The sequence below is a fragment of the Paenibacillus sp. PastF-3 genome, from assembly GCF_029893135.1.
Taxonomy (GTDB): domain Bacteria; phylum Bacillota; class Bacilli; order Paenibacillales; family Paenibacillaceae; genus Paenibacillus_AQ; species Paenibacillus_AQ nitricinens.
The window spans coordinates 1-23416 of sequence record NZ_JARXWM010000022.1 but is presented as its reverse complement, the minus strand read 5'-3'; the positions used below and the strand labels follow the sequence as shown (position 1 = coordinate 23416).

The following is a 23416-nucleotide window of genomic DNA, read 5'->3' as shown; positions in this document are numbered from 1 at the left end:
AATTATTGCGTCAATTCTCTGATCGGATTGAACCATGCATCATCGACGGTTAAGAATTTTTCATTTCCTGATTTTTGCTTGAAAATGCCTGTTTCTTTCGAGTCTTTTGGAAGGAAAATCTTCGTATTCTTAGTCACAGCATCAGAGATAAATAACGCCTCAAGCTTCTTTTGATCTTCTGCGCTTACCGTTTCCGTATTAATTGTAATCGGTGAGTTCAATACCGCTGTTGTAGAAATTAACGAGAATTCCTTACCAATCAAGGTATTGAATGGCTCTGCAGCGCCTTCCTTCACTTTATAAACTGCACCTGGCTTACTGTCTGTTCCGGACTCCAGATCCACATAGTTGGCTACACATGTATCACAAAATGCCGCAACGTCAGCTTTACCAGTCAGCAGGTTAACCGCGGAACCTTGGTGAGAGCCCCCATAAAGTACTTCACTAAAAAATTCATCCTTGCCGCCTTGTAAAAGATCATCGCTAGTAAGGCTCTTGTACTTATCCTGTGTACCAAAATAACCCAAGATACCCGCTACTGGAACTTTAAATCCTGAAGTAGAAGAGTTCGAGACAAATGAGAATTTCTTACCCACAATATTATCGATAGCAAATTTGTCACCAGTCTTGTAAGCTTCTTCTTCCCCTTTTTTCACGCTTAGCCAGCTGTAATACAAAGCATCATCGAGCGTCCCAGACTCCCCACTAGGTACCACCAGCGGAAGTACTTTATCGTTCTTGGCATGTGCTTCAACGTATCCTTGTGGTCCCATAAATGACATATCCGCATTGCCATTTGCGATAGCTTCGATCGCGATTATATAGTCGGTTGTTGTTTGATTAATTACTTTTTTCCCTGTAGCATCGCCAATAAGTTTGGAAAATTCATCGCGAGTAGCTTGCAGATCCGCCCCTGATTCATTTGGATACCATACCATGGTGATTGTATCCTTTGATTTCGTTGTTGAATCTGCTGCTCCAGATGCTTCACTATCATTTGAACTGCAACCTGCTACCGTGATGAGTGATAGTGTAAGAATTGTTGATAGTAACATCTTTTTCACTTGAATTTACCCCTCTCAAATCCTAATTTATCTTTCTTAACTCCATTGTATATCTGGAATATTTTCGTGATATATTCTTAATGTTTACTTTATTTAATTAATTTGTAATTTTTTCGTTATTACTTGAAAGACTCATATGCCCACCCTCGATGTGGTACTCTCGATTACAGAGATCATGCATAAATTCAAGATCATGAAAAATCCCCAGCATGGTCGTACCTTCCTTCATTAGCTGTTCAATCAATATCTTCACCTTAAGTTTAGAAGCTTGATCAAGGCTTGCTGTAGGCTCATCCAATAAGAGAAGTCTTGGCCGCTTCACCATCGCTCTAGCAATATTCAAACGAAGCTTTTCACCACCAGAAAATGTAGCTGGATAGCTGTCCCATAAGCTGCGATCCAGTTCAAAGTGCTCCAGCATACGTACGGTTTCTGCTTCAGCGATCTCCTGCTCATGTCCCATTTCCATGATCGCTTCACGAACAAGCTCTCTTGCTGTTGTCCGCGGCATCACATTCAAAAATTGCGAGACATAACCTATCTCAAATTTTCGCAATTCAATGATCATTCGCTCAGAAGCCGTTGTCAGATCAATGACGCCATATTTCGACGAATGGTACCATATGTTGCCCGTATGAGGCAGATATGTACGGTAGATACATTTCAGAATCGTCGACTTGCCGCTTCCGCTCTTGCCAGTAATCCCAACAAACTCTCCTGCTTGTAAATGCAAGTTCACATCCTGTGCAGCCGGAATATGTTTATTCAGATTATGCAATGTAAATGATTTGGACAGATGTTTGATCGATAACAGATGATCCACGTCATCACCACCTTGGATTAAATTCTGTAATTCGTTTTCTGAATCAGCCTGCCATCTACAATTACACCTGTAACTACTGGGAAGTGATCTGGCTCCAGTCGTTCGATAATCAGTAAATCGGCCTTTTTGCCTACCGTTATGGAGCCGTAATCCTCTGCGATATTCACCGCTTGAGCTGGATGCAAAGTTACTAGCTTAAACATCTCTACTAAATCCAGTGGAAAAGAGCCTGCGAGTTGGAACACAGCATGGAGCATAGAAGCTGGATAATAGTCACTACATAGAATATCGATGCAACCATCCAGCACGGCTTCCGTTGCAGATAAATTACCGGTATGTGAGCCGCCAAGGATGACGTTCGGCGCACCTGCTACCGTGAATAACCCCATTTCTTTAGCCTTGCGAGCAATCTCCAACGTGATGGGAAACTCACTGATCGCCGTCCCGAAGCTCTTCACAAGATCTAACTTTTCCAGTGAATCATCATCATGCGAGGCGATTGCTATGTTTCTCGCACTTGCGAGCTCTGCAATTTCCCGAATCACATCAACAGTCATTTTCTCCTTCGTCTGATGATTCTCGATCAGTACCGCAATCCGATCATCCGATAACGTATCGTAGCCAAGAACCGTTGTCTTGTACACTTCCAGATCACGATATTGACCTTGACCAGGAGTATGATCCATGAAGGAAACAAGATGCACTTTTTCTTCTTCAATGTAGCTTTTCAAATTATCAACTTGGTCGATATTATCAATCTCAAAACGAGCATGGAACCGATGACGAACCAAGTGCTTACGGGTATGTGTGCTATCAATTAAATCAATCAGCTTGCGTACATTTTCCGGCTCTCGAATTGGGCGATATTTGTAATCGGCAGATTTAAATATCGACATGGAATGGTACATTGTCGTAATCCCATGGCCGATGAGTTCTTTTTCTGTCTCCCGTAGCCCAATCTGGAAATCTATCAGTGAAGTAGGTCTAGGTGCTGTCATATGTTCGATATAATCGGAATGAATGTCGATCATGCCAGGTGTTATATAACCTCCGTTTGCATCGACAACTTCCATATCCACATCTGGTGTCACCTCTCCGCGAGGGATAATCTGAGCAATCCGATCTTCATGGATGAGCAAATCATAATCAACTAGTAGGGCTTCATCCGTAATAATTGTTCCGTTTGTTATTAATAACATCAGATGACCTCCTCCTGAGAAATCTCTATAATAATGAATGGACAAGCTGTTGCGTATAGGCGTGCTGCGGATCTTCAAGTATTTGATCCGTTAAGCCTTGTTCCACGATTCTGCCATCTAACATCACCATCGTTCGATCTGCTAGCATACGGATAACACCAAGATCATGCGATACGAGAAGTATGCTGATCTTCAGTTCACGCTGCAGATGCTTTATCAAGTCCAGCACATTCGCTTGGACAGATAAATCCAGTCCCGTTGTTACTTCATCTAACAGCAGAATGGGAGGATTATTGGATAGTGCCTTGGCGATTTGTACCCGCTGCTGCATACCTCCGGAGAAATTCTTGGGTGCTTCCTTCATCCTTGCAAGGGGAATATGAACACGTTCCAGCAGCTCGCCACCACGATTCTCCATCATCGCAACGTTGCGATTGCCCGCTGCAATCATCTTCTCGGCAATATTGCCGATAGACGAGAACTTCATCCGAAGCCCTAGTACGGGATTCTGATAGACTTTTCCCATCAGATGATTACGTATAAATTTCTTCTGCTGAGAGGACTCCATGAAAATATTTCGCAGCCCCTCCTTATATTGTTGAATCTGCCCTTCGCCTGATGTAACCTCTTCATCGAAGTATAAACAACGCATCAATGTCGACTTTCCACTTCCACTCTCCCCTACAATCCCTAACACTTCTCCAGGGTATAAATCGAAGGAAATATCCTGACAGCCATACACCGTGCCACAAGTGCGGCAGAAGTTTTTTTCCAATTGACGATGCTCCGGTTGACTGCACTGCTTACAGCCTGGGCCAAATTGCTTATTGAGATGCTTCACGGTCATGATAGGTTTATCTTGCTGACGCTGAGCAATCATGAGATCACCTCTTTTAACACTTTGTTCTCAGCCTGCTGATTCAAGCGATCTAGGCAGTAGCTCGTATCATTGCATTGATAGTAGGTTTCGTCCGCTTCCTGGTCATACAGCTCATCCATGAATGTATCCTCGGCTCCGCATATTTTGCAGCTATGCCCATTGAACGTCTCAGGCTCAAACGGAACATCGTCAAAAGCCATCGAAACCACCTTTGTATAGGGTGGGACTGCATAAATCTTCTTCTCACGACCTGCTCCAAGCAGGATCAGTGCATGCGAATAATGCAGCTTCGAATTATCGAATTTAGGAATGGGACTTGGTGCCATGACATAACGATCTTGCACGCTAACGGGATGATCTGCACCTGTAGAAACGGACCGGTACTTCATAATTTGCTCGAACAACATTAACCAAGCACCGCTGTAGTCATTCTCCCCATGCAGACGCTTCGTCTTTAGCTCACTGGATTCATACATCCGCAGCGGCTCCGGCATCGGAACCTGAAGCACCAGAATTTGATTTGATTTGAGGGGAATCTCTGGAATACGATGGCGAGATTGAATGAGTGTAGCTGCTTCTGTATCCTCTACGGATGGGACTCCTGTCGTTCGGTCGATCAGCTTCTTGATACTAACGGCATTCACAGATTCATCCGAGCCTTGGTCAATAACCTTCAGAACATCGTTTTTTCCAATTAACGACAGTGTGAGCTGCAATCCTCCCGTTCCCCAACCCCGACCGACAGGCAGCTCCCGCGAAGCAAACGGCACCTGGTATCCAGGAATCGCTATGGCTTTTAATGTCGCTCTACGAATTTCGCGCTTTGACCCTTCATCAAGAAATGCAAAGTTATATTGGATTCGCATGGCCTATCCCTCCCTACGCGTCTTGCGCACATCGTTCAGCTTTGCCTGGAATGTAACATAGTGCGGCATTTTCAAATGCGAGATAAAGCCGGTTGATTCTACAGAATCGATATGAAATAGAACGAATTCCTCGTTCTGCGTTGGTATGGTTTTATCACCTTGCTCAAGACTTTTGTCCAAGATGCTCATCGCGATCGCTTTCGTTTCATTCTGTCCATAACACAATCCATAGCCGAACTCTAAGTTTAATTCCTTCTTCCCGTTTTCCCGTTCGACCATGGCAGGAACAAGCATCTCCACTTCTGTCACCTTGATATCCCCGATAAAATAACTATCACCCTCATTATCTGAAGGATACAGCGGGCTATCGATGTATACCGGAAGCAACCCAACGCGGAGCTCTCCGACGGTGGGATGCACCATACCATAGCCTCGAATGACAGCATAAGCGAGTGACGTAAGAGCCCCTGTCTGCCCACGGGTCAAGATTTGGAGCTTCTCACTGCGGCTTGCAGGAAATGTTAAGCTCGTTCGGGTAACATCGTCTGGTTCACTGAAGTCGGTGGGACAGTCAGCAATCAGACCTTCTTGGCGCAGGTAATCCAGCACTTTCGGGACAGAACCGACTTGTGAAGTGATTTCCTGCTCGTCGCCAATCACCTGATCTTGGTTGAATTCCTGGAGCCAATGTTCAACCGTTATCTCCGTCTCATCCATCAGGTCAAAATCCAATAAGCGATGAGAGTAATCTGTAGATGCGCCTAAAATCTGCCCGCCAGGGATATCCTTAAACGAAGCCGAAATTCGTCTTTCGACACGCATCTCATCTGAACTTACATCTTTTGAATAATGCTTACGAGGCAAGGTCGAGCGATAGGCTCGCAGTAGGAAAACAGCTTCCTCCGGGCTACCTTCCGCTTGCTTAATGGCAAGCGCTGCAAGCTCCTCGCTATATAAGCTACTCTCCGACATCACTTGGTCAACAAGACCACGCATGCCTGCTTTTATGGCTTCAACCTTTAGTACCTTGCCACTACGTAATCGCTCATACTGCAGTCGTAGTAACGATTGTTCAATGGCCTCCGTACCACCTTTCACTGCTACGTAACCCATATGGCTATACCTCCTCTTTCACGACCTGTGTCGTTCTTGGTAAGGCAAGAACTCTATGGTCTACATCTGTAAACAGAAGATCTACACCTAACGGAAACTCACTGTTACGATCAGCACGAAGTTCAACCCAATCTTCTCTCATATTCATAGCTATGGAAGCTGTAGTCAGGATTCCAGGACCTGATAGACGCAATGTTGTACCACCGAATAAATCCTCTACTTCAAAAATGATCGTGGCTGCCGCATGAGGATCAATCAACTCACCGACTTTCGCCGCTTGTATCGTTTCAAGCCAGGCACCAGAAACAGCATCCTCCAGCACAAAAATATAATCTGCCGCTTCAATGGCCGCTTCCTTTGCATAGGTCATTTGGCTAAATAAGCTAGTTATCTCTGCTGCTCGCGAAGAAACAATGCTGAAGGTAACTTCTGTATCTAGCAGGGTGCGAGCGATCAATTGAGTACTGGGAAACACGCCTTGATTATCCAGCTTCTCAGCCTCTTCCGAGAGATTTGTGATCGTACCTGGTCTTGACATGCTGTGAACTAATTTGCGGTATACTGATTGAATATCATGAACCATATCGAGCATCATATATGTTCTCCCTTCGGATCTCATTCTGAGTCGGTGTCCATCGTCTCAAAATCTACTTTCGTTCGCATTACTTTAGCGTGTTCTGCTAGATAGGCTTGTTCAAGAAGGGCATGTTCCATATATAGCTTGGCAGACCATGCCGCGGTCTCCACTAATTCAGCCGCATAAGCCGCGTCAATTATAGCAAGGTCATACGATTTTTCAGGCTCGTCACCCTTAATAAGTCCTACACCCATTTTCCCGGCAATCTGGACCTTACACTCCGTAACTAGCACCTCACCCAAATAAAACAGGCTTTTCTTAGCTGTTTCTCTGACCTTTACCATTACTAGACCATGATTAGGTTCCTCCATTAGGTCAATGTCGTAACGGCCTTTGATCTCATCAGCCAGAACAGTTGCTAGATTAGATGAGCTATTAATTAATGTTTCAGTTCGTTGTCTACGGTTCATTTACGTACCTCCTTCTTTGCTACAGCTCATACGTGAACATATCTCCGCGATACATAATTCTGCTGCATTCAATCATCCGGCCCGTTTCCTTATCCCTGCACTCTGAATTCAGGACTAGCAAGGGAATCAAGCTAGAGCAGGCTAGAAGCTCACGTTCATACTTGATCGGATATGTGATACTTAATATGCATTCTGATAATTGGAAATCTGTATATCCATGTCGTTCATAAAATTCGAACATGGAAGATATCTCCCGACCTACATGTTCAATGTTCGGAAATAGCGATTCCGCCACATAAGAGATATGAAGCGCGACGGGGCAACCATCGATCTTGCGCAATCGCCCTATTTTGAATACACGATCTCCATCACCAATGCCAAGTGTTGCTTCGATCTTATGATTCGACTCCACAGGTTCACAGAATATGTTCATGGATTCATAATTGAATCCGAGCTCGATCATCTTCTTACTGAAGCTTTTGCCACCTGAGAGAGCGAGGGGAATGCGCAGTTTTCTATCCCGAACAAAACTTCCCTTCCCCTGCATGGAATAAATAAGCCCCAGCTCCTGCAATCGTTCGTACGCTTTCCGAGCAGTCATACGTGGAACCTTGAACTGTTCTGCAAGTTCATGCTCAGATGGCAATTTATCGCCAGACACATACTCGCCTGATTGAATAGAAGCTACCAAATAATCAACAATATCCATTTCTTCAGACATTCTGATCACCCCCACAGCAGTAATGACTTGCGTTCCTTCAGTGCAATCACAACTGCAGCGTCAGGACTTTTACTGCCAAGTGTGATAGGATTTTCACCATAGAAGCCATGAAAATCTGTCCCTCCGGTCATGATCAGGTTATATTTCAATGCCAGTGCCTGTGCCTGAAGCTCATCTTCCTCTCCATGCAGTGGATGCCATACCTCAATCCCTTGTAAACCAGCCTGCACAAGCTCATCTACAGCTTCAAAGCTCTGGTATTGACCCGGATGCGCTAGTACAGGAACACCACCTGCCTGAATAATGGTTCCAACTGCATCTCTCGCATCGACATATTCTGTTGGAATATAGGCAATGCCAGGCTGCTCCCCTCGCTGCCCTCGTGAGAAAAGCTTTTTATATAAGTCGCCATAAATCCGGTCCGTATATCCTTGATCAATCAGCGCATGCATAATATGCTGCTTATACACTCCCGTTCCACCCGCGGCATAGCTCAGCACATCCTCCCAGCAGATGTTATACCCTGCTTCGATTAACCGCTCAGTTGCCAAACGACAGCCTTCATGACGCCGTAAAAGTAAAGGTCTACATAGAACATCAATAGCTTCGTGATCCTGTTCAATAAAATAGCCAAGAATATGAACTCGACGTTGACGTTCAGCATCATAGCCTGATATTTCAATACCTGGGATAAATTCGATACCATGTGCTCTGCACATCTCGTCCATCTCAGCTAGTCCCTGTGTTGTATCATGGTTGGTAACAGCCAGATGTCCAATTCCCTCTTGAACAGCAAGCTCCAGCAGCTCTGCAAAATGAAGTGAACCATCCGACATTCTCGTGTGACAGTGCAGCTCAACTTTCATAGCTTCCTCCTTCAATTTACTTCTTGAGCCCATTCTAACTTGATGCCAAGTAGCAAGGGTCATGGCAGTGTAAGCGGGACGTTAAGATTTGTAATCATTTAGACATAAAAAAAGAGCAAGCCCAGGATGATACCACCCTGGACTTGCTCTACTCTTCATTTATTACCAACCTGCTATTTTTTATATATGTAATCAATAAATCCTTGGCGTATCCATTCACCTTCGAACTTTCTTTCCAGCACTCGATCTTCCTTATATATTAATTGCATATCATCAAACATAGAATCTGCCTCATGATAATCATAATAAGAGTGTATTACTAATTCATCATCTTCCATTTGTTCATACTGATGTTCTCCTAAATCAACGCCATCACCCACTCGAAAATCTTTAAGGGTAAGAAAATTAACAAATAATAATCCCCCTGGTTTTAGCACCCGTTTCATTTCATTTATCGCTTCTTTTACATCTGTTTTTCTCATATGAAAAATAGAGTTATAAGAATATACAAAACTTATTGACTCATCGTTTATTGCCAACTCTCTCATATCTCCTTGTTGTATGTTTAATGTCTGTCCTCTTTCTGCTGCGAACTGATTCGCTCTTTTGAGTTGTTCGCCATTCATCTCTATTCCATATGTAGCGTATCCATAATTCACAAACAAACTTAGTGGAGGAGTATCCCCTCCTGCCCCACAATCTAATATAGTCTTTTTCATGCCACTTTCATTACATAATGCCAAAAATCTGTACAAGGGTATTTGCTTAAAAAGCTCCATGTCTTTCTGCTCCTTTGAATATTGATGCTGATAATACTTTCATTAACTGATCTTACTCAGGGTTAAGATCCTTCTTGTAGTAAAAGTGCTTACTCCCAAGTGGAGCATCTTCGATCGTTGCAATTACTTTATATCCATATTTCTTATAAAATTCGGGCGCTTGAAAACTGAATGTATCTAAATTGATAAAAGCAATCTTATCGGAAGTTTTCGCTTCAAAGAAACACCAAAGAAACACCTTAAACCTTCTTATCAATTATATGTTTGTTGTTCTTAATTTCTATTCTAAGCATTCTAATTTCATCAATTAAAACATCCATCTTCTTTGCCGTATTTGATCCATCGATTGCACTTCGAATTATTAATATAAAAACAGAAAAAATAAATACTAACAAAATAATTCCAAATATTATCAATAATACATTATCCATTAATTACCCTCCTTCAAATGTTTTTCCCCTTACTACAACAGGTGGTTTCCGCAGGTATGAATTTAAGAAGCTGAAGGCACCCAACGAGGGTCCGTATACCCAAACTCGAAAGGCTGTCTGCCTGTCGTACCTTCTTCGACTTTCCTTCTGACCGACCTAGAACTGAATAGCCCGAAGCGTGAATGTTATGCACTGGGAGGTTGAGGCGAATATTTTTTATGTCCTCTTATAACTCCATCATGAAAGATCTCAATTACAAATTCATTGGGTCGATAAAGCCATACATCTGGTGAGACAGCAATTACATCATTTAAATTCTTTAATGCTGATTCTAATGTGTTTTGTATGACTGGATCTTCGCTATGACTCCACAATACATACATTTCGTTTGAGCAATCAATATATGTTTTGATGTTTTCTATTATTTCTGCCGTTAGTTCTATAAAATCATAATTTGACCATTCAATTCGACCATAAAATGTGATTTTATACTCTGTACTAAAGCCTTTATATATTTCCTTGGATTTCTCTGAACTAAATATAATAGTCTCTGGATGCCAATGATGCATTTGATACTCAAATGCCATTTCTCGAATGTCTTCTATTTGCGTGTACTTCAGTAAACATTCGCCTTTCTCACTCTATTCACCTTCCAAAATATAGAATATGATCATTGATAATTCAGATTAAAAAAGACAAATCACTACTTAAAGTGATCTGCCCCAGGTACTTCCTCCATTCCAGATAATTCGTATTTAGCCACCGCAAAATAATTTCACACAACAAAAAAGAGCCCCCAAAATGGAAGCTCTTCTTATGTAATTCAGAACGGAGAGAGTGGGATTCGAACCCACGCACCGCTTACGCAGTCTAACCCCTTAGCAGAGGGTCCCCTTATAGCCACTTGGGTATCTCTCCATAAAAATGGCTCCCCGAACAGGACTCGAACCTGTGACAACTCGATTAACAGTCGAGTGCTCTACCAACTGAGCTATCAGGGAACATTAGAAGTAAATTAGAAGTGAACATGAATTAATTTATCATGATTTCAAGGTCTAGTCAAGCAAGTAAAATAATTTTTGTGATCGTTTTCAAATTCATACATTATTTCTGCCTGTAGGTAGATTTAAGAGGGGATTACTCCCCCTTTGTTTATACGTAACACCATTCTCCATCTTCCGGAAGCTGTACTCGATCCTGTAGTTCCTCCTTCTCCAAGTGAGCTTTTAGCTTATCCCGGGTAACAAGGCAATGATTGATGGCGTTCATGTGTATTGCAAACACTTTAGTAGAAGGAGCATATTCACATAAATCTACGACATCCTGCTCATTCATTGTAATATGACATCCGCTTAAAAACTGTGCGCCACCAGCATTAACAATTGTCACCTCAGGATTAAAAGCATCCAATGCTATCTTTACCTTATCACACCAAATCGTATCACCTGCCACATATAGAACAGGTTCGCCTTCGGCCTGAAACACAAACCCGGATACCTTACCCATAAGTTTACCAGTCACTCCAGTGCCATGCCGTCCATCAGTACGTATTATAGTTATTCCATTGAATGTCAGAGAATCGCTAATTTCCGTGGTATGCTCAAACCCCTGCTTCGATAATTTATCCCCATCTCCTTCCTGACATAATAGTGGCAGATTATGCGACAACAAAGAAATGGCATCTTCATCCCAATGATCTGGATGAAGATGCGCGACAAGAATTGCATTAGGACTCAACCATTGTTCTACTGCTCCCGGCAAAGGAACGAGTGGATTGCGACGATCATTTTCCGTATTAAAAATGGGAGGATTAACACCCTCCTCACTCAGCATAGGATCAATCAAAAATGTACTTCCCCCATACTCCAGCCATAAAGTTGCGTTGCGAATATGCTGTATTTTCATCATAAGCCCTTCTTTCTTTCAGATCTCTTCTGCTACAATTCATTATAGAAGGACCTTGAAACAGAATACATTGAGATTGGAAAGAGATTGGCCTGTTCTACTTTCACGCAGAAAGGATTTTTGATAATGATGAGTTCTTATTCTATAGATAATGTGGATTTTCGCATCCTGCAGCTTCTAATTGAAGATTCCACGATCAGTCACAGAGACATTGGGCAGCAAGTACATATGACTGGCCAAGCCGTGGGCGCGCGTATTCGCAAAATGCAGGATACTGGAGTGATTGAAGGCTACACCGTCCGCTGGAATCCAGATAAGGTTGGGGAAGCGATCCATGCCTTTATTACTGTTTTTTTGAATTCAAATATGGTCCATCCAGCCTTTCAGACATTCGCACAACAACATGCCAGTGTAAAAGAAATGCATCGGGTCAGTGGAGAAGGCTGCTATTGGATACGTGTCCGTACTGGAAGCCAAGAGGATTTGAATCTCTTTCTCGACGAGTTGCTGAAGTTCGGAAATTACAGAGTTAATCTATCGATGGGAAAGCTGAAGTAAAACTACATCGTATATGAGGTCGCTATCGGACCCAGTTGACCTTATAAGCAGCATAATCGAATATTTGGTATACTTACGGACCCTCTAGTCGCGATTGGCATTGAAAATCATCAAATATGTTCGTCCAAAAAAACGTAGAGCAGCGATTCTCCAATTACTCGAGAATCGCTGCTCTTTTAGTAGAATATTGTAGCTTTTATAACGAAAACTAATTTAATAATCCAGCAGTTTTAAGTAATCTCGCTAAGATCACAGCGGCCTCTGCACGGCTAGTATCACTGTCAGGTGCAAAGCTGTCTGCGGATTGGCCTTTCATGATTCCTTTTGCGGTTAAGGCATCCACCGCCTCTTTAGCCCAAGAAGAAATCGATGAAGCATCTGTGAAAACATTTGTAGCCGCATTTGCTCCAGATTCTTCACCTCCAAGATTCAACAGCTTCAGTGCTCTAGCTGCCATAACAGCCATTTGCTCCCGTGTAATAGGAGCATTCGGACGGAAGGTTCCATCCTCATAGCCTTGAACCAGTCCTAAGGCTGCAGCGCCTCTGGCATCTGCTGCATACCATGATAAATCGGACACATCGCTGAAAGTCTTCGTTGTGTTCGCAGCGACTAGCCCTAGTGAACGAATCAGCATGGCTGCGAACTCGGCACGACTGACAGATTTCTGAGGTGCAAACATATCTGTGGATTGTCCGGTCAAGATCAATCGACTGGCAAGCATCTCGATCTCATTCTTCGCCCAGTGTGGAGAGAGATCTCCAAAGGTCACAGGGTGCAGCGCAGCGACGAATATACCACTCGCACTACTGCTCTTAACAGTAACCTTGGTCATCCCACCTACGAGCTCGAACAATGCAGGTACATAACGGAAGGAACCCGTCAGTTCATCGTAAATAAGGACTACTCCATTCTTAGCGTCTATGGACTCCTTAATGATAAATGTACGTTCCACATATGTGGTACCGAACCCATTTGCAAGTACAATGGTTTTACCATCTGTGACCTTTAAGGTGACACTTGCCGGAGTTCCTTGCACCATAAAGCCTTGTTGCTTAGCCTTGGCAAGCAGTTGTTCCAGTCCTTTTCCACTTAGCGGACTTAGTTGGAACTCCAGTGTGCCCACTGGCATCTGTGCAGCTTTCAGTACACTCTCTACAAGTCCCAATGGGAAGCGATAGCTCATATCGCCACTTCCAATGACAAGCACCGCATTCGGGCTGAGTGCTGCCGCATTGCGTAAAGCTTCTGCACTAAAGCGGGCTATACCGTCGCCGTTAGCTGAAATCTCGATAACCGTCTGCCCATCAGTCGCCTTAGCTTTTAGCTGCACATCATAATTAGCAGCTGGTGTAGGCGTTGGAGTAGCAACAGGTGCAACAGGATTTACTGACCCCGTAGAGTCTGTAGGACTAGGAGTACTTGTTGGTTCCACCGGATCTGTTCCACCATTTGGTCCTACCACCTCAAGTGTATACATTCTCATCTCGTTGCCAAAAGTTACCGTGAAATCTGTACTTCCCACTTTAGTTCCACTAAGACTGCCGTTTGTAAATGTAGCAATATCACTGTTCATAATCTTAAAGGTAGCTTGTGTAGTAATATCCGTTCCTTCTTTGTCCAGTACCTGAAGGGTAGCAGACTTACCCTGCTCTAATACTACAGGTCCGCTCTGTCCATCTGCTAGCTTGATGGAGAAAGGTTTAACAGCTGTGGCTATTCCTTGGTTTTGTTCTATAATGCTTAATTCAGGAGATGCATTAGTCAGGAGATTCATCCGTTCGCCACGAATAATCAAGTTGTCGACGAGCAGGTTACCTTTCAGATTTTTCGTAACTTCTATACCACTTGTGCCTGCCCCGTCTAAGACATTATTCGTCAGCACAACTCCATCAATCGTCGTGAGCGCTTCTCCCTCAAGATTACCGTGGGCAATCAGGCCAGAATAGGTGCTGTCGAGCGCCGTATTGTTACGGATGAACACTTTTCCTTTCAGTTCACTCTCACCAGCGTACAGCCATAACGCACCGAGATTCACCCCATAACCGGAATCATAACTACCTGTGCGAAGCAATGTATTCCGCTCAACGATAGTCGTTCCTTGGAACGGCTCTGCGGAGAAACGGGTAGATACAGCGATCCCGGCTCCGTTAGTCACAGTGTCTTTTACCACGTTATCTTGAATTCTGTTATCTTTACCACCGAAGACCACAATGTTATCGGCCAACCACGGTAATGAGACGTTATTAAAGCGTGCCGTATTGTTATAACTCAGTGTACGTTCCGTACCATTCATATCATTCAATTTGGCATCTGTGAACGACCACATCGCAATTCCATCATCCCCTGGATAGCGGATGTCACTTTGTTCCATCATGCTGTTGCCAGTGCCTACGGCAAAGTTAATTCCGTCCGCCATCAGATTGCGGATTCGAAGACCTGCCATATACAGACCATTCGTGCGAGCCTTCTCACCAATCGGTTGTGTTAACCACAAGCCTGCTTTGGTATGTTCAATCCATACATTCTGAATGACCGAGCCTTGACCAAAAGCACCATGGAAAGCGTTCGTGAACGCCTCATCATCCCGTACATTAATGCCGCCTTCAATCAGTAGATCGTATACGCCAATCTTGCCGCCGTGACCGTAGAATTTGGCTCCATTCAGCACGGTATACCACATGCCGGCTCCTCGGATTTCAGCCTTATCCAGATCGAGCAGACCCTCTCCAACATTAAAGGTACCCGCTGGGAACCACACCCCTTTTCCTGTCGCATTCGCTTGCGCAAGGGCTGCCTTGAAGGCTGCGGTATCATCACCCTCATCATTCGCTACCGCGCCAAAATCCGTTACCGAAATAAAGCCGTCAGGACGAGTTAACTCAGGAGCTACCTGCTCCATATCCGCCAGATCGATGACATAAGAAGCTGCATGGTCTCCTGTTCCCTTTTCTAAACGAATAGTCGCTCCAGCAGGAGCATCGCCAATCAGAGCATGGATTTCGTCAAAGAAGCGATGTCCACTACCTTGGCGTGGATCATTTGACCATGGGTAGCTGCCATATTCCCAAGCGTATTTTGAAGTTAGATTCAGCTGTTTCTTAACTCCATCTACAAATAGGGTCAACGTTTCCTCCCCACCAGCACCATCCGGACTATCCGGAATGGAATAGCGAAGAACAATAGAATTTGCTGCTTCTGCAAGCTTGAACTCTATATAGTCCCCAGTATTCTTCAAGGCGACGGCTTGTCGTCCAGAAGCCTCGGAAGCCATCGTGCGATATTTCCGCGAAGGACCGATCAGAGTTCCGTTAGTGACTGCATCCTCAGCTTCATAGCTGATATAAGGAACTGTTGCCCCGCGGTAAACTTTGTTCACGCTATTTTTTACTGTCAGGCTATCAATGTTTACTTTATTCCAATCGATATTGTCGTTGCTTAGAGAAACGGTGTTGATTCCTGCACGCAGCTTCAGTTTCACCTGTTCAGTCTTCCAAGAGGAAGTATTGACCACATTCACTTTAGCCGCTTCCTTCAGGCCGTTCACCTCAAGCAGCAGATCCGTTACATTACTGGAATTATTCTTGTAACGAACAACGGCATCATATTGTCCAGCCTGCTGAGCATTGACTGCAAACCGTATAACATGATCGCCTTGGAATGCTTCTCCTCCTGCATAAATTGCATCTGTAGGGATAGGCAAGAAGCTCCAAAGAACGCTGTCAGTACCCACAGCAGAACCCAGTTGAACAGCCGATGCGTCATGAGTAAGGAAGCCCGTTTTATCCGCACTTCTCAGGAGATTGTAGCCTAACTTCTCTTCCAGGGTCCACTGGGAACGTTCTGTTTCCCCAGAAGCTAACAAGACGGCTTGGTCTGCTTCATTTAAAGAAAGATATTGTTTGGTCTGAACATTCAATATGCGTTTACGTCCATTTACATCTTGGACGATCCATTGGGAGTGAGCCGCCGTGTTGGAGGCTTCTGCATATACGAGTGCCCCTTCTTGTTCAGCCAATACTTTGCCAGTCAGCCCTTTTGGCACGATCGTTATCATGTTGGTATCATTCTGAACTGGAGTTGTTGTATCGTTATTGCGCAGTTCTCCAGACGGAGTAGTAAACTCCTGCTGAGCCGCTTCAAGTGTCCATTGCGCTAAGCCGTCACTCTCTAGTAGGAGCGCACGTTCTGCATATCCCGTCTTATTCGCAATGTTTATTAATTCATCGTCGTATTCTCCATAGAGACTACGAATAGTGTAGTGCGTATAATCGGAAGCCAAGCTTACTTCCCAAGCAGATGCTCCGTCTATAGCCGGTTCCGCGATACTGCTCTCCAAGTATGAATAATCTCCATTCAATGTTAAATAATGTCCTGTTGCTCGATTGATAATCGTCTGTTTACCATCCTCCAAAGATATATTCCAATGTGAGAATCCATTGTCTGCTGACGGCTGTCCGTACAGAACAACGCCGTGCTCATTCTCGTATAAATACTCCCCACTGCTTGCATTCTTAAATCTTACAGGGTAAGCAGGGATCGGTGGCGCAATCGCTTCAACGGCTTCGGCGGTAAAGTGTGCACTTTTCCGATCCACTGCATCTGCTGCTTTACTGATTCGTAGAATAGGATTGCCATTGTCACCCGGAGCACCGTAGATATAATGACCCGCCCACGAGCTCATAATGGTAGTCACACCGGATGCCTGCGTATCCACCTTCCACTTAATGCTGGCCCATACATCGTATACAGTTTGTAATGTCTGAACGCTTACGTTAGGCTCAATTTCATCTACAGCCCCACCTATATGCTCCAGGGAGAGATAACGTCCGGTACCTTTATTTTTAATCTTCACAGATCCATTGCTGCCAGCTATTTCTTGCAGCTGCCAGACAAAGGTATCGTCATTCATATCAAGTGAACCATAAGTAGCCTGACCTACTGTTACATCCTCGTTCGCAGGAGTTAAAGCTACAGGATTTGGATCAGCGGTTACAGATTCCGGCTTATCCTGCGGCACCACTACTTCAGTAGCCTGCGAATCATAGACAGCTTCGGTGACAGTCTTAGATGCTAGCAATTTCTCTAGTACATCTGGAGAAGTCAACAAAGGACCATCCTTAAGATATTGATCCTCACCATTTACAGCGTCTAGCTTGAAGCGGAACAAGTCCGGCTTTTTCTCAGTAACGGTAACAAATCGCCACTGTGGGCTGCCCCAGCCTGGATTGATCACACCATACTCAGCGTATTTCGTAAGATTCTGGAGGGAGATAAACTTTTCAGGGAATTTATTAGGTTCCTTGTCGAGAACACTGCTGATTACGTATGTGTTGTCGCCAATATTTTTGCCTGTCCAGATATATTCTCGTTCCACATTATTCCTGTCTGGAAGCTCAGTGACCTGGATATGGCCATCTGGCATATTCATCGTGTTAATGTAGTGGCCTGTTTTCTTGTTCTTGAATAACTTACGGCCATTATATTTCTCAATCAGCCATTGATCTGAGCCATCCTTCTGTATATTTCCATATTTCAAGAGGCCGTCAGCAGACTCATACCAATAAAAAGACTTCCAGCCATTCTGAATACGATAAAATGGAATGGTGCCATCCGTTGGTGTATTAGGATCTAGAAGCTGCCACTGGGCGCTCAATGAAGACGCATCCCCGATTGCTCCAGCACTGTCTCCACCCAAGGTAGATAGATAGATGCCTTTGCTCTCTACATTTTCTAGTGTCAGATAATCATCATAATCATCAGAATCTTTAAAATTCCATTGATCCGATGGTTGGCTTCCACTGATCTGCTCAGCCTTGGCTGTGCCATCACTATATGAAAGATAATGATTAGTAGCTGCATTACGGATACGTTTATTGCCGTCATAATCCTCTATATACCATAGATAATCGGATGAATCAGCAGGATCTGGAGCAATTAATCCGTGCTTAAGCGCGCCATTTGCGGATTCATACAAGAAATCTGTAGCTACTTGTGCATCTGTATAAGTGGCCAAGCGTATAGGCTGCAACTCGGAAATAGGTACGATTTTCCACTGAGCATTATGACTGGTTGCTTCACCCGGCCAACTGTTAGAGCGCACGTTATTGTCTTCATCAAACTGAGGATTCAGCCATAAAGGTGTAGCTCCGTCGGTTAATCCTTTATTACTTAAGGTAATGAAACCCGCTCCATCCTCGCCTGGTGCATCTTCTTTCACCCATTCACTTAGCTTTACGTTCTCCGCATCGATTTCTTGCGAAAAAACACCTGCCCAAGTCACTTCATTTTGCTTAATATAATGGCCCGTCTCACGGTTTCGAATCATCAGTGTTCCATCGTCCGTTCCCGGCTCAAGAAACCACTGGGCTGCCTCATTCTTTAAAGGCTGTTTGCCGTAAAGTACATTTCCTTTTTCCTCATACATCACCTGACCGGGACGCATCCGGCTTTCCAACCGTACAGGCACTGTTCCTGCATTAGGGTCGATAAAAGCCCACTGTGGACTCTCAAACGTAATATTGATATCCGAGCTTACTTGCGCATAACCAAGCTGATTCTCCTCGTGGATCACCAGCTTACTCTCAGGCACGCTCGCGCTTCGGATGATCATGTATCCATTTCTATTGGAAGTATCGATCAACCACTCATCCTTAACACTTCCCGCTCCTTGGAGATCTGCCGCCTTAAGCGTATCCTCTTTGCCGTTATTACCAGCCAGTGTAATGTAGTGACCGGTCTTCACATTCTTAATGCGTGACAGACCATTCACCGTCTCCACTGTCCAATGCGATGATGTGTCCGCTGGATTGGTCATGCCATAACGCACGATTCCGTCAGACGTTTCATATAAAAAGTTATTTTTCCACTTATTCTTGATGAGTACCGTCCCTGATGGAATTAGCCCTGCGCCTGTTCCGTTGGCCCCTTCTGCTCCTACGGAACCGCTACCGATTCCCCTCACAGGCAAGCTTGAGAAAATCAGCAGCATCGCGAGCAGACCCGCCATCGCGGACCTGAATCGTTTCATAAATGTGCCCCCTCTTCCTAATATGGACTTCCCTTCCATCTTAGTTTGACAACGCTTACAAAACGATGTGTGATTTTATCCAGAAAAAGGTGTATTTGTACGTATCTCCCGCAAGACCTTAGCGCATATGAAAATTGACAAATCTGCTAAACCCTATGATAGTTAATTTAATTAGAAACAAGCATTCATTAAATGGAGGTACATATGAAATTCAAAATGGATTCACCTAAAATAACCGATCCAGAAGCTCTACTCCCTGAGCAAATATACTCACTACAAACTAAAGATGAATTCAGTCGTTGCAGCATAAGCGATACAGTTATTGATAATCAAGAGGCTAATAAGGTCAGCTTTGATCAGGTAATTTTTAAAAATGTAACGATTATCGAGTCCTCCTTAACGGGTATTGAGCTGATGGATGTGATTTTTGAGCGATGCGATCTATCCAATGTGGATTTTACGAATGCGATTATTCATCGAACAGAGTTTAGAAACTGTAAGCTCATCGGTACGGACTTTACAAAAGGCAGATTCCAGAATGTTCGCGTGGTAGATTGTATCGGGGATTTCGCAACCTTTCGATTGGCTAATCTGAAACAAGTTGCTTTTGAGAATAGTTCATTGATGAGCTCTGATTACTACCAATCGAATTTTCAGAAGGTCAGCTTCAGCGAATGTAATATTGATCAAGCCACAATGTCAGGATCAAAGCTTAACGGGATCGATCTTAGTGACTGCGAGTTCAGTGGCTTGATCGTGGATATACAAGATTTAGAGGGATGCATCATTTCGCCTCAGCAAGCTGTTTCCTTTGTAGGATTGATGGGTTTGGTTATAAAATAACACCCTTGCCTGCTTACTGGACTTCCAGTGCCAGCAGCTTCAGCTTACCCGAACATTTGCCGCATCGGTAGCGCTTTGGGTCTACTTTTCGCTTACGCGGATACTCCATGGCACACGCTGTACAGATCAGCTTGTACCGATAAGGCAGTGACTTCCGTGCTTTGGCACCCGGCAATGTCTGACAATAGCGACTCCCGCCGACTTGTGCCAGCAGTCTTTTGAAATCCGTGTCACGATGCATATACCCTCGCTTCGCCAAATGCAGATGATAATGGCAAAGCTCGTGTTTTATAATTTTCTCCGTCTCTTCTCTACCGAACATAGCAAGCTGATGGGGATTAATCTCTATATTATGGCTCTTGGTAAAATATCGACCACCTGTTGAAGATAATCGGCTGTTAAAGCTTGCCTTGTGCCTAAAGGGTACGCCAAAGCTGTCCCGTGATACCTGCTCAATCCACAGCTGCAGCTCTTCGTTGCTCATCGTTTCCATAGCGTTCTATCACAAGTCCTTTCCACGGGAATTAAGATCTCTACTTGAATTGTAACTTGTGCATAGGCTAAACTGTCAAGAAGGAAGACAAGTACGGAGGGAGAATGACCAATGCCGAAAATGCGGTATGTAATTTTGCAACAACATCAACAATTGCAATTCGTGGAAATGCCCGAGGAATATGCGTACCAGCTAAGTGCGCTCAATTTACGTCTAAACAAAGAAATCGACAAGCTGACAGCCGATAATGTACCGGATCTGCCCTTAGCCATTGCTGAATGCGATTCCCTGGATCTGCTGCGTGAGGACTACTCCCTGGAGTCTGGCCTGGATTATATCAATAGATTGGAACAGGCCTTTGCCTCTGTTCAGGAGCAGAAGAACTATCCGCTCATTTCCCTGCTGACCGAGATTCGGGCGCTGCAAGCTCAATTAGAGCAGTGGTATGAAGAGGAAGCAGAAAGCATTCTGTAAATCGTCACCTTTAGGCTCATTTCTCCATATGCTAACTTACGTAAGCAGTTAGAGGAGTGATACCCTTGCCACAGTGGCTCTGCCATCAACTGATGAAAGCCTATTACAAAAAAGACCGCCGTCAGATCAAGCTGCTGAACGAGTGCTGGTTCTTTTATCGTAATTCTGCGGAATCACCGGATTCCATCCAGAGAAATTTATAGGATTCGTTACATTCAAAAATCCATCCCGCTTCTTACAGGGGATGGATTTTTGTATAGGATTCGTTGTGTTCCCAATTAGAACATAGGGAATACATATCTGACCAAGAAGAAAAGTGCTCCGAAAAAAATAATAATATAAGCTGCATATTTAATAAAGGTAGATGCGACAACACTGGAATCCGATTTCCTTTGCACCTCTGTATGCTCCACTTCAACGCTTCTATCTTTATAGCCCGGTTCCATCATCAATCTCTCCTTTCGAATATAGGCTGGTAGATAGTCTCCATTAACCCGGGGCTTTCAGAGTTGAAACAAAATTCCAAATCGAACCAGTTATTATCCGGCATCATGAAACTGCTCTATTTCTTTTACGCTTTCAAGCACATCGCCTTGTGCTATAGGGATGCAGGACTCCCATTACTTCTCTAGATTGTTCAAAAAATAATGGGCTGCTCACCGATTCCATATCACAGCATCCCCAAAGGTTAACATCAAGAAAAGCCACACAACCGCTACACCAGGTAAACCAGTATAGAGGAGTGTGGCTTATATTTTCATTGTAGAGGTTCTAATTAAAACTACGGTTGGAAACCCAGGAACCTTGCAGTTTACGAAGCATAATAATTTGTCCAGTGTGGTATGAATCATGCAGGATAAGACTCATTACCTCTTCCCCTGGGGCATGACCCGATCCACCCCAATCATATGCGCCTTCTTCCAATGCCTCAATGATTTCTCTAAGAGCAGCATGCATGTCCTTCAGCTCTGCAACGGTCTTCGCCCATGCTTCTTCCCCTTCCGTTGTTACAGTGAAGGTATCATCGTTGCTTTCAGCATCAGGTTGTTTGGGCAACCCTTTTAACTTTCGCAGCAACCGTACCTTATAATATGTTAGATGGTTGACCGTCTCCCAGATGGAATTGATTGTACTCCCCTCTGGCTTCCAAAGCGCTTGATTGCTGTCCACACCTTCCAAAGCATCACTTAACGGCGGAGCCCAATCCTCGACATCCATGCAATAATCCCAATTTTGCAGCAAAACCTCACTGATTTTATTTTGCATGTTAACCTCCTAATACAAGCTGAATTATGTAACTACTTAAACCAACATATAGTGGTTACAAAAGAAATGTAGCATAATTCCACCATCCTTTCAAGTAACTAGCTAATCTTATTTTTAACTGTTACAATTAATGTTATAGAGCGTTGTGCGGAAAGGATGAACCGAACGTGTTGTGGGAGGATTTCATTAACAGTTACTGGCGGGATTGGCGAACAGGGAATAAAAATAACGATCAGGATAAGCTCGAAGATCCGGAGTGGCTAGCAGAACAGTTGAAGAAGTATACTCTACTAGAAACAGAAATGCCAAATACTATAGAACTGAAGAAGCTCAAAGCGCTTCGTTCCCTACTATGGGGATGGGTACAGGCTATTGTACAAGGAAAATCGTCGATGGATGGAGAAATGGTGAAGCAGCTCAATGTCTATATGGACAAGGGTCCTGTTACGCGACGAATTGTATGGTATAGCGACGATCAAGCGGAGATTTCATTATTACCACTATATAGCGGCTGGGAGCAGGTAATGGCGGAGATAGCGGCGTCTTTTGCGGAGGCATTGCTTGAAAAAGAGCCCTCTCGATTCCGCATCTGCGATAATCCTGATTGCCTTTGGGTGTATTACGATGATACACGTAACCGTTCTAAGCGTTACTGCGATGACAAGGCCTGCGGCAATCTCATGAAGGTAAGACGGTTCCGAGCGCGAAAGAAGGCTGAGTCTGAGGGGGAATAAAAAGTCGCTTTGATGAGGGGTCCGATATATGACCTAGCTGAGCTGTTGTCCTCTAGCAGCATTTTCTAGCAATTAAACGATCCCTATTACTAAAACATTCAGGCAACGCTTCTCCGATTATTTATCTGTGGAATAGCTGTATTTCATACACTTATTCCGTTTGTATATGGACTTATGGTGACTTTAACTGTATTCTATACACTTAAAAACCTGAGATTAGGCCCAGAACGGTAGCGTCAAGAAGTTTGTGTAAGAGAACAGAAAGTAGCTTCTCGGGTATCTGTTAGTGGGTGTGGATGTTCTTTGGGGCGGGGAAACCCGCCC

The 23416-nt window shown here is 44.1% G+C and carries 23 protein-coding genes, 2 tRNA genes and 1 pseudogene; 5 read left to right on the top strand and 21 right to left on the bottom strand.

Going from position 1 to position 23416, the window contains the following annotated elements:
- Positions 1-2: 2 nt before the first annotated feature.
- The 17 genes and pseudogenes from M2444_RS28940 to M2444_RS28860 all read right to left on the bottom strand — a co-directional run bounded on the left by M2444_RS28940 (position 3) and on the right by M2444_RS28860 (position 11694).
- Complete coding sequence (locus M2444_RS28940) at positions 3-1064, bottom strand: PhnD/SsuA/transferrin family substrate-binding protein (protein WP_280788722.1); 1062 nt, start codon at positions 1062-1064, stop codon at positions 3-5.
- A 97-nt stretch (positions 1065-1161) separates the two neighbouring features.
- The gene (locus tag M2444_RS28935) at positions 1162-1887 is read right to left on the bottom strand and encodes a phosphonate C-P lyase system protein PhnL (protein WP_094874580.1); all 726 of its coding nucleotides are present in this window, start codon (positions 1885-1887) and stop codon (positions 1162-1164) included.
- A 17-nt stretch (positions 1888-1904) separates the two neighbouring features.
- Positions 1905-3086 (bottom strand): phosphonate metabolism protein PhnM, encoded by a 1182-nt coding sequence (phnM, locus tag M2444_RS28930; protein ID WP_280788721.1) that lies wholly within the window; start codon positions 3084-3086, stop codon positions 1905-1907.
- A gap of 25 nt (positions 3087-3111) precedes the next feature.
- On the bottom strand, positions 3112-3966 hold the full coding sequence (locus M2444_RS28925) for an ATP-binding cassette domain-containing protein (RefSeq protein WP_094874582.1): 855 nt from the start codon (positions 3964-3966) through the stop codon (positions 3112-3114).
- Complete coding sequence (locus M2444_RS28920; RefSeq protein ID WP_280788720.1) at positions 3963-4832, bottom strand: alpha-D-ribose 1-methylphosphonate 5-phosphate C-P-lyase PhnJ; 870 nt, start codon at positions 4830-4832, stop codon at positions 3963-3965. The genes M2444_RS28925 and M2444_RS28920 overlap by 4 nt, the downstream gene beginning before the upstream one ends.
- 3 nt (positions 4833-4835) lie before the next feature.
- Complete coding sequence (locus tag M2444_RS28915) at positions 4836-5945, bottom strand: carbon-phosphorus lyase complex subunit PhnI (RefSeq protein WP_094874584.1); 1110 nt, start codon at positions 5943-5945, stop codon at positions 4836-4838.
- A gap of 4 nt (positions 5946-5949) precedes the next feature.
- A complete protein-coding gene (gene phnH, locus M2444_RS28910) occupies positions 5950-6540 on the bottom strand; it encodes a phosphonate C-P lyase system protein PhnH (protein ID WP_280788719.1) in 591 nt (196 codons plus the stop codon).
- A gap of 20 nt (positions 6541-6560) precedes the next feature.
- Positions 6561-6992 carry a phosphonate C-P lyase system protein PhnG gene (gene phnG / locus M2444_RS28905; RefSeq protein ID WP_280788718.1) on the bottom strand — a complete coding sequence of 144 codons (432 nt, stop codon included), beginning with the start codon at positions 6990-6992 and terminating at the stop codon, positions 6561-6563.
- 19 nt (positions 6993-7011) lie between these two features.
- A complete protein-coding gene (locus M2444_RS28900; RefSeq protein ID WP_280788717.1) occupies positions 7012-7713 on the bottom strand; it encodes a GntR family transcriptional regulator in 702 nt (233 codons plus the stop codon).
- Between the two features lie 5 nt (positions 7714-7718).
- Positions 7719-8579, bottom strand: a complete 861-nt coding sequence (locus tag M2444_RS28895) for a PHP domain-containing protein (protein ID WP_280788716.1) — start codon at positions 8577-8579, stop codon at positions 7719-7721.
- A gap of 173 nt (positions 8580-8752) precedes the next feature.
- Positions 8753-9358 (bottom strand): class I SAM-dependent methyltransferase, encoded by a 606-nt coding sequence (locus M2444_RS28890; RefSeq protein ID WP_280788715.1) that lies wholly within the window; start codon positions 9356-9358, stop codon positions 8753-8755.
- Between the two features lie 52 nt (positions 9359-9410).
- Positions 9411-9545: pseudogene (locus tag M2444_RS28885) on the bottom strand (GNAT family N-acetyltransferase); the annotation flags it as partial.
- Between the two features lie 52 nt (positions 9546-9597).
- A complete protein-coding gene (locus M2444_RS28880) occupies positions 9598-9789 on the bottom strand; it encodes a hypothetical protein (protein WP_280788714.1) in 192 nt (63 codons plus the stop codon).
- Positions 9790-9974: 185 nt separating this feature from the next.
- Positions 9975-10376, bottom strand: coding sequence for a CDI toxin immunity protein (locus M2444_RS28875; RefSeq protein ID WP_280788713.1), 402 nt, complete (start codon positions 10374-10376; stop codon positions 9975-9977).
- A gap of 242 nt (positions 10377-10618) precedes the next feature.
- Positions 10619-10707: transfer RNA gene (locus tag M2444_RS28870), tRNA-Ser, on the bottom strand.
- 7 nt (positions 10708-10714) lie between these two features.
- A tRNA-Asn gene (locus M2444_RS28865) sits at positions 10715-10790 on the bottom strand.
- Between the two features lie 151 nt (positions 10791-10941).
- Positions 10942-11694, bottom strand: coding sequence for an MBL fold metallo-hydrolase (locus M2444_RS28860; protein ID WP_280788767.1), 753 nt, complete (start codon positions 11692-11694; stop codon positions 10942-10944).
- A 126-nt stretch (positions 11695-11820) separates the two neighbouring features.
- Here M2444_RS28860 and M2444_RS28855 point away from each other — a divergent pair, with 126 nt between their 5' ends.
- The gene (locus M2444_RS28855; protein WP_280788712.1) at positions 11821-12252 is read left to right on the top strand and encodes an Lrp/AsnC family transcriptional regulator; all 432 of its coding nucleotides are present in this window, start codon (positions 11821-11823) and stop codon (positions 12250-12252) included.
- Between the two features lie 208 nt (positions 12253-12460).
- Here the strand turns inward: M2444_RS28855 and M2444_RS28850 are convergent, their stop codons facing one another.
- Positions 12461-19282, bottom strand: a complete 6822-nt coding sequence (locus M2444_RS28850; RefSeq protein ID WP_280788711.1) for an S-layer homology domain-containing protein — start codon at positions 19280-19282, stop codon at positions 12461-12463.
- A gap of 204 nt (positions 19283-19486) precedes the next feature.
- Here M2444_RS28850 and M2444_RS28845 point away from each other — a divergent pair, with 204 nt between their 5' ends.
- Positions 19487-20125: a pentapeptide repeat-containing protein gene (locus M2444_RS28845; protein ID WP_280788710.1), complete on the top strand. Its 639-nt coding sequence runs from the start codon at positions 19487-19489 to the stop codon at positions 20123-20125.
- A gap of 13 nt (positions 20126-20138) precedes the next feature.
- Here the strand turns inward: M2444_RS28845 and M2444_RS28840 are convergent, their stop codons facing one another.
- Positions 20139-20609 (bottom strand): SprT family protein, encoded by a 471-nt coding sequence (locus M2444_RS28840; RefSeq protein WP_081382729.1) that lies wholly within the window; start codon positions 20607-20609, stop codon positions 20139-20141.
- Between the two features lie 120 nt (positions 20610-20729).
- Between M2444_RS28840 and M2444_RS28835 the strand changes: the two genes are divergently transcribed.
- On the top strand, positions 20730-21092 hold the full coding sequence (locus tag M2444_RS28835) for a hydrolase/acyltransferase (RefSeq protein ID WP_094874035.1): 363 nt from the start codon (positions 20730-20732) through the stop codon (positions 21090-21092).
- Between the two features lie 65 nt (positions 21093-21157).
- Positions 21158-21295: a cortex morphogenetic protein CmpA gene (gene cmpA / locus M2444_RS28830; protein WP_094874036.1), complete on the top strand. Its 138-nt coding sequence runs from the start codon at positions 21158-21160 to the stop codon at positions 21293-21295.
- A gap of 75 nt (positions 21296-21370) precedes the next feature.
- On the opposite strand, the gene M2444_RS28825 is transcribed toward cmpA, so the two are convergent.
- A complete protein-coding gene (locus tag M2444_RS28825) occupies positions 21371-21541 on the bottom strand; it encodes a hypothetical protein (protein ID WP_156113060.1) in 171 nt (56 codons plus the stop codon).
- Positions 21542-21863: 322 nt separating this feature from the next.
- The gene (locus tag M2444_RS28820) at positions 21864-22358 is read right to left on the bottom strand and encodes a DinB family protein (protein WP_094876312.1); all 495 of its coding nucleotides are present in this window, start codon (positions 22356-22358) and stop codon (positions 21864-21866) included.
- 167 nt (positions 22359-22525) lie between these two features.
- Between M2444_RS28820 and M2444_RS28815 the strand changes: the two genes are divergently transcribed.
- Entirely contained in the window at positions 22526-23092 is a 567-nt protein-coding gene (locus tag M2444_RS28815) for a CGNR zinc finger domain-containing protein (protein WP_094876313.1), read from the top strand.
- The last annotated feature ends 324 nt before the right edge of the window (positions 23093-23416 follow it).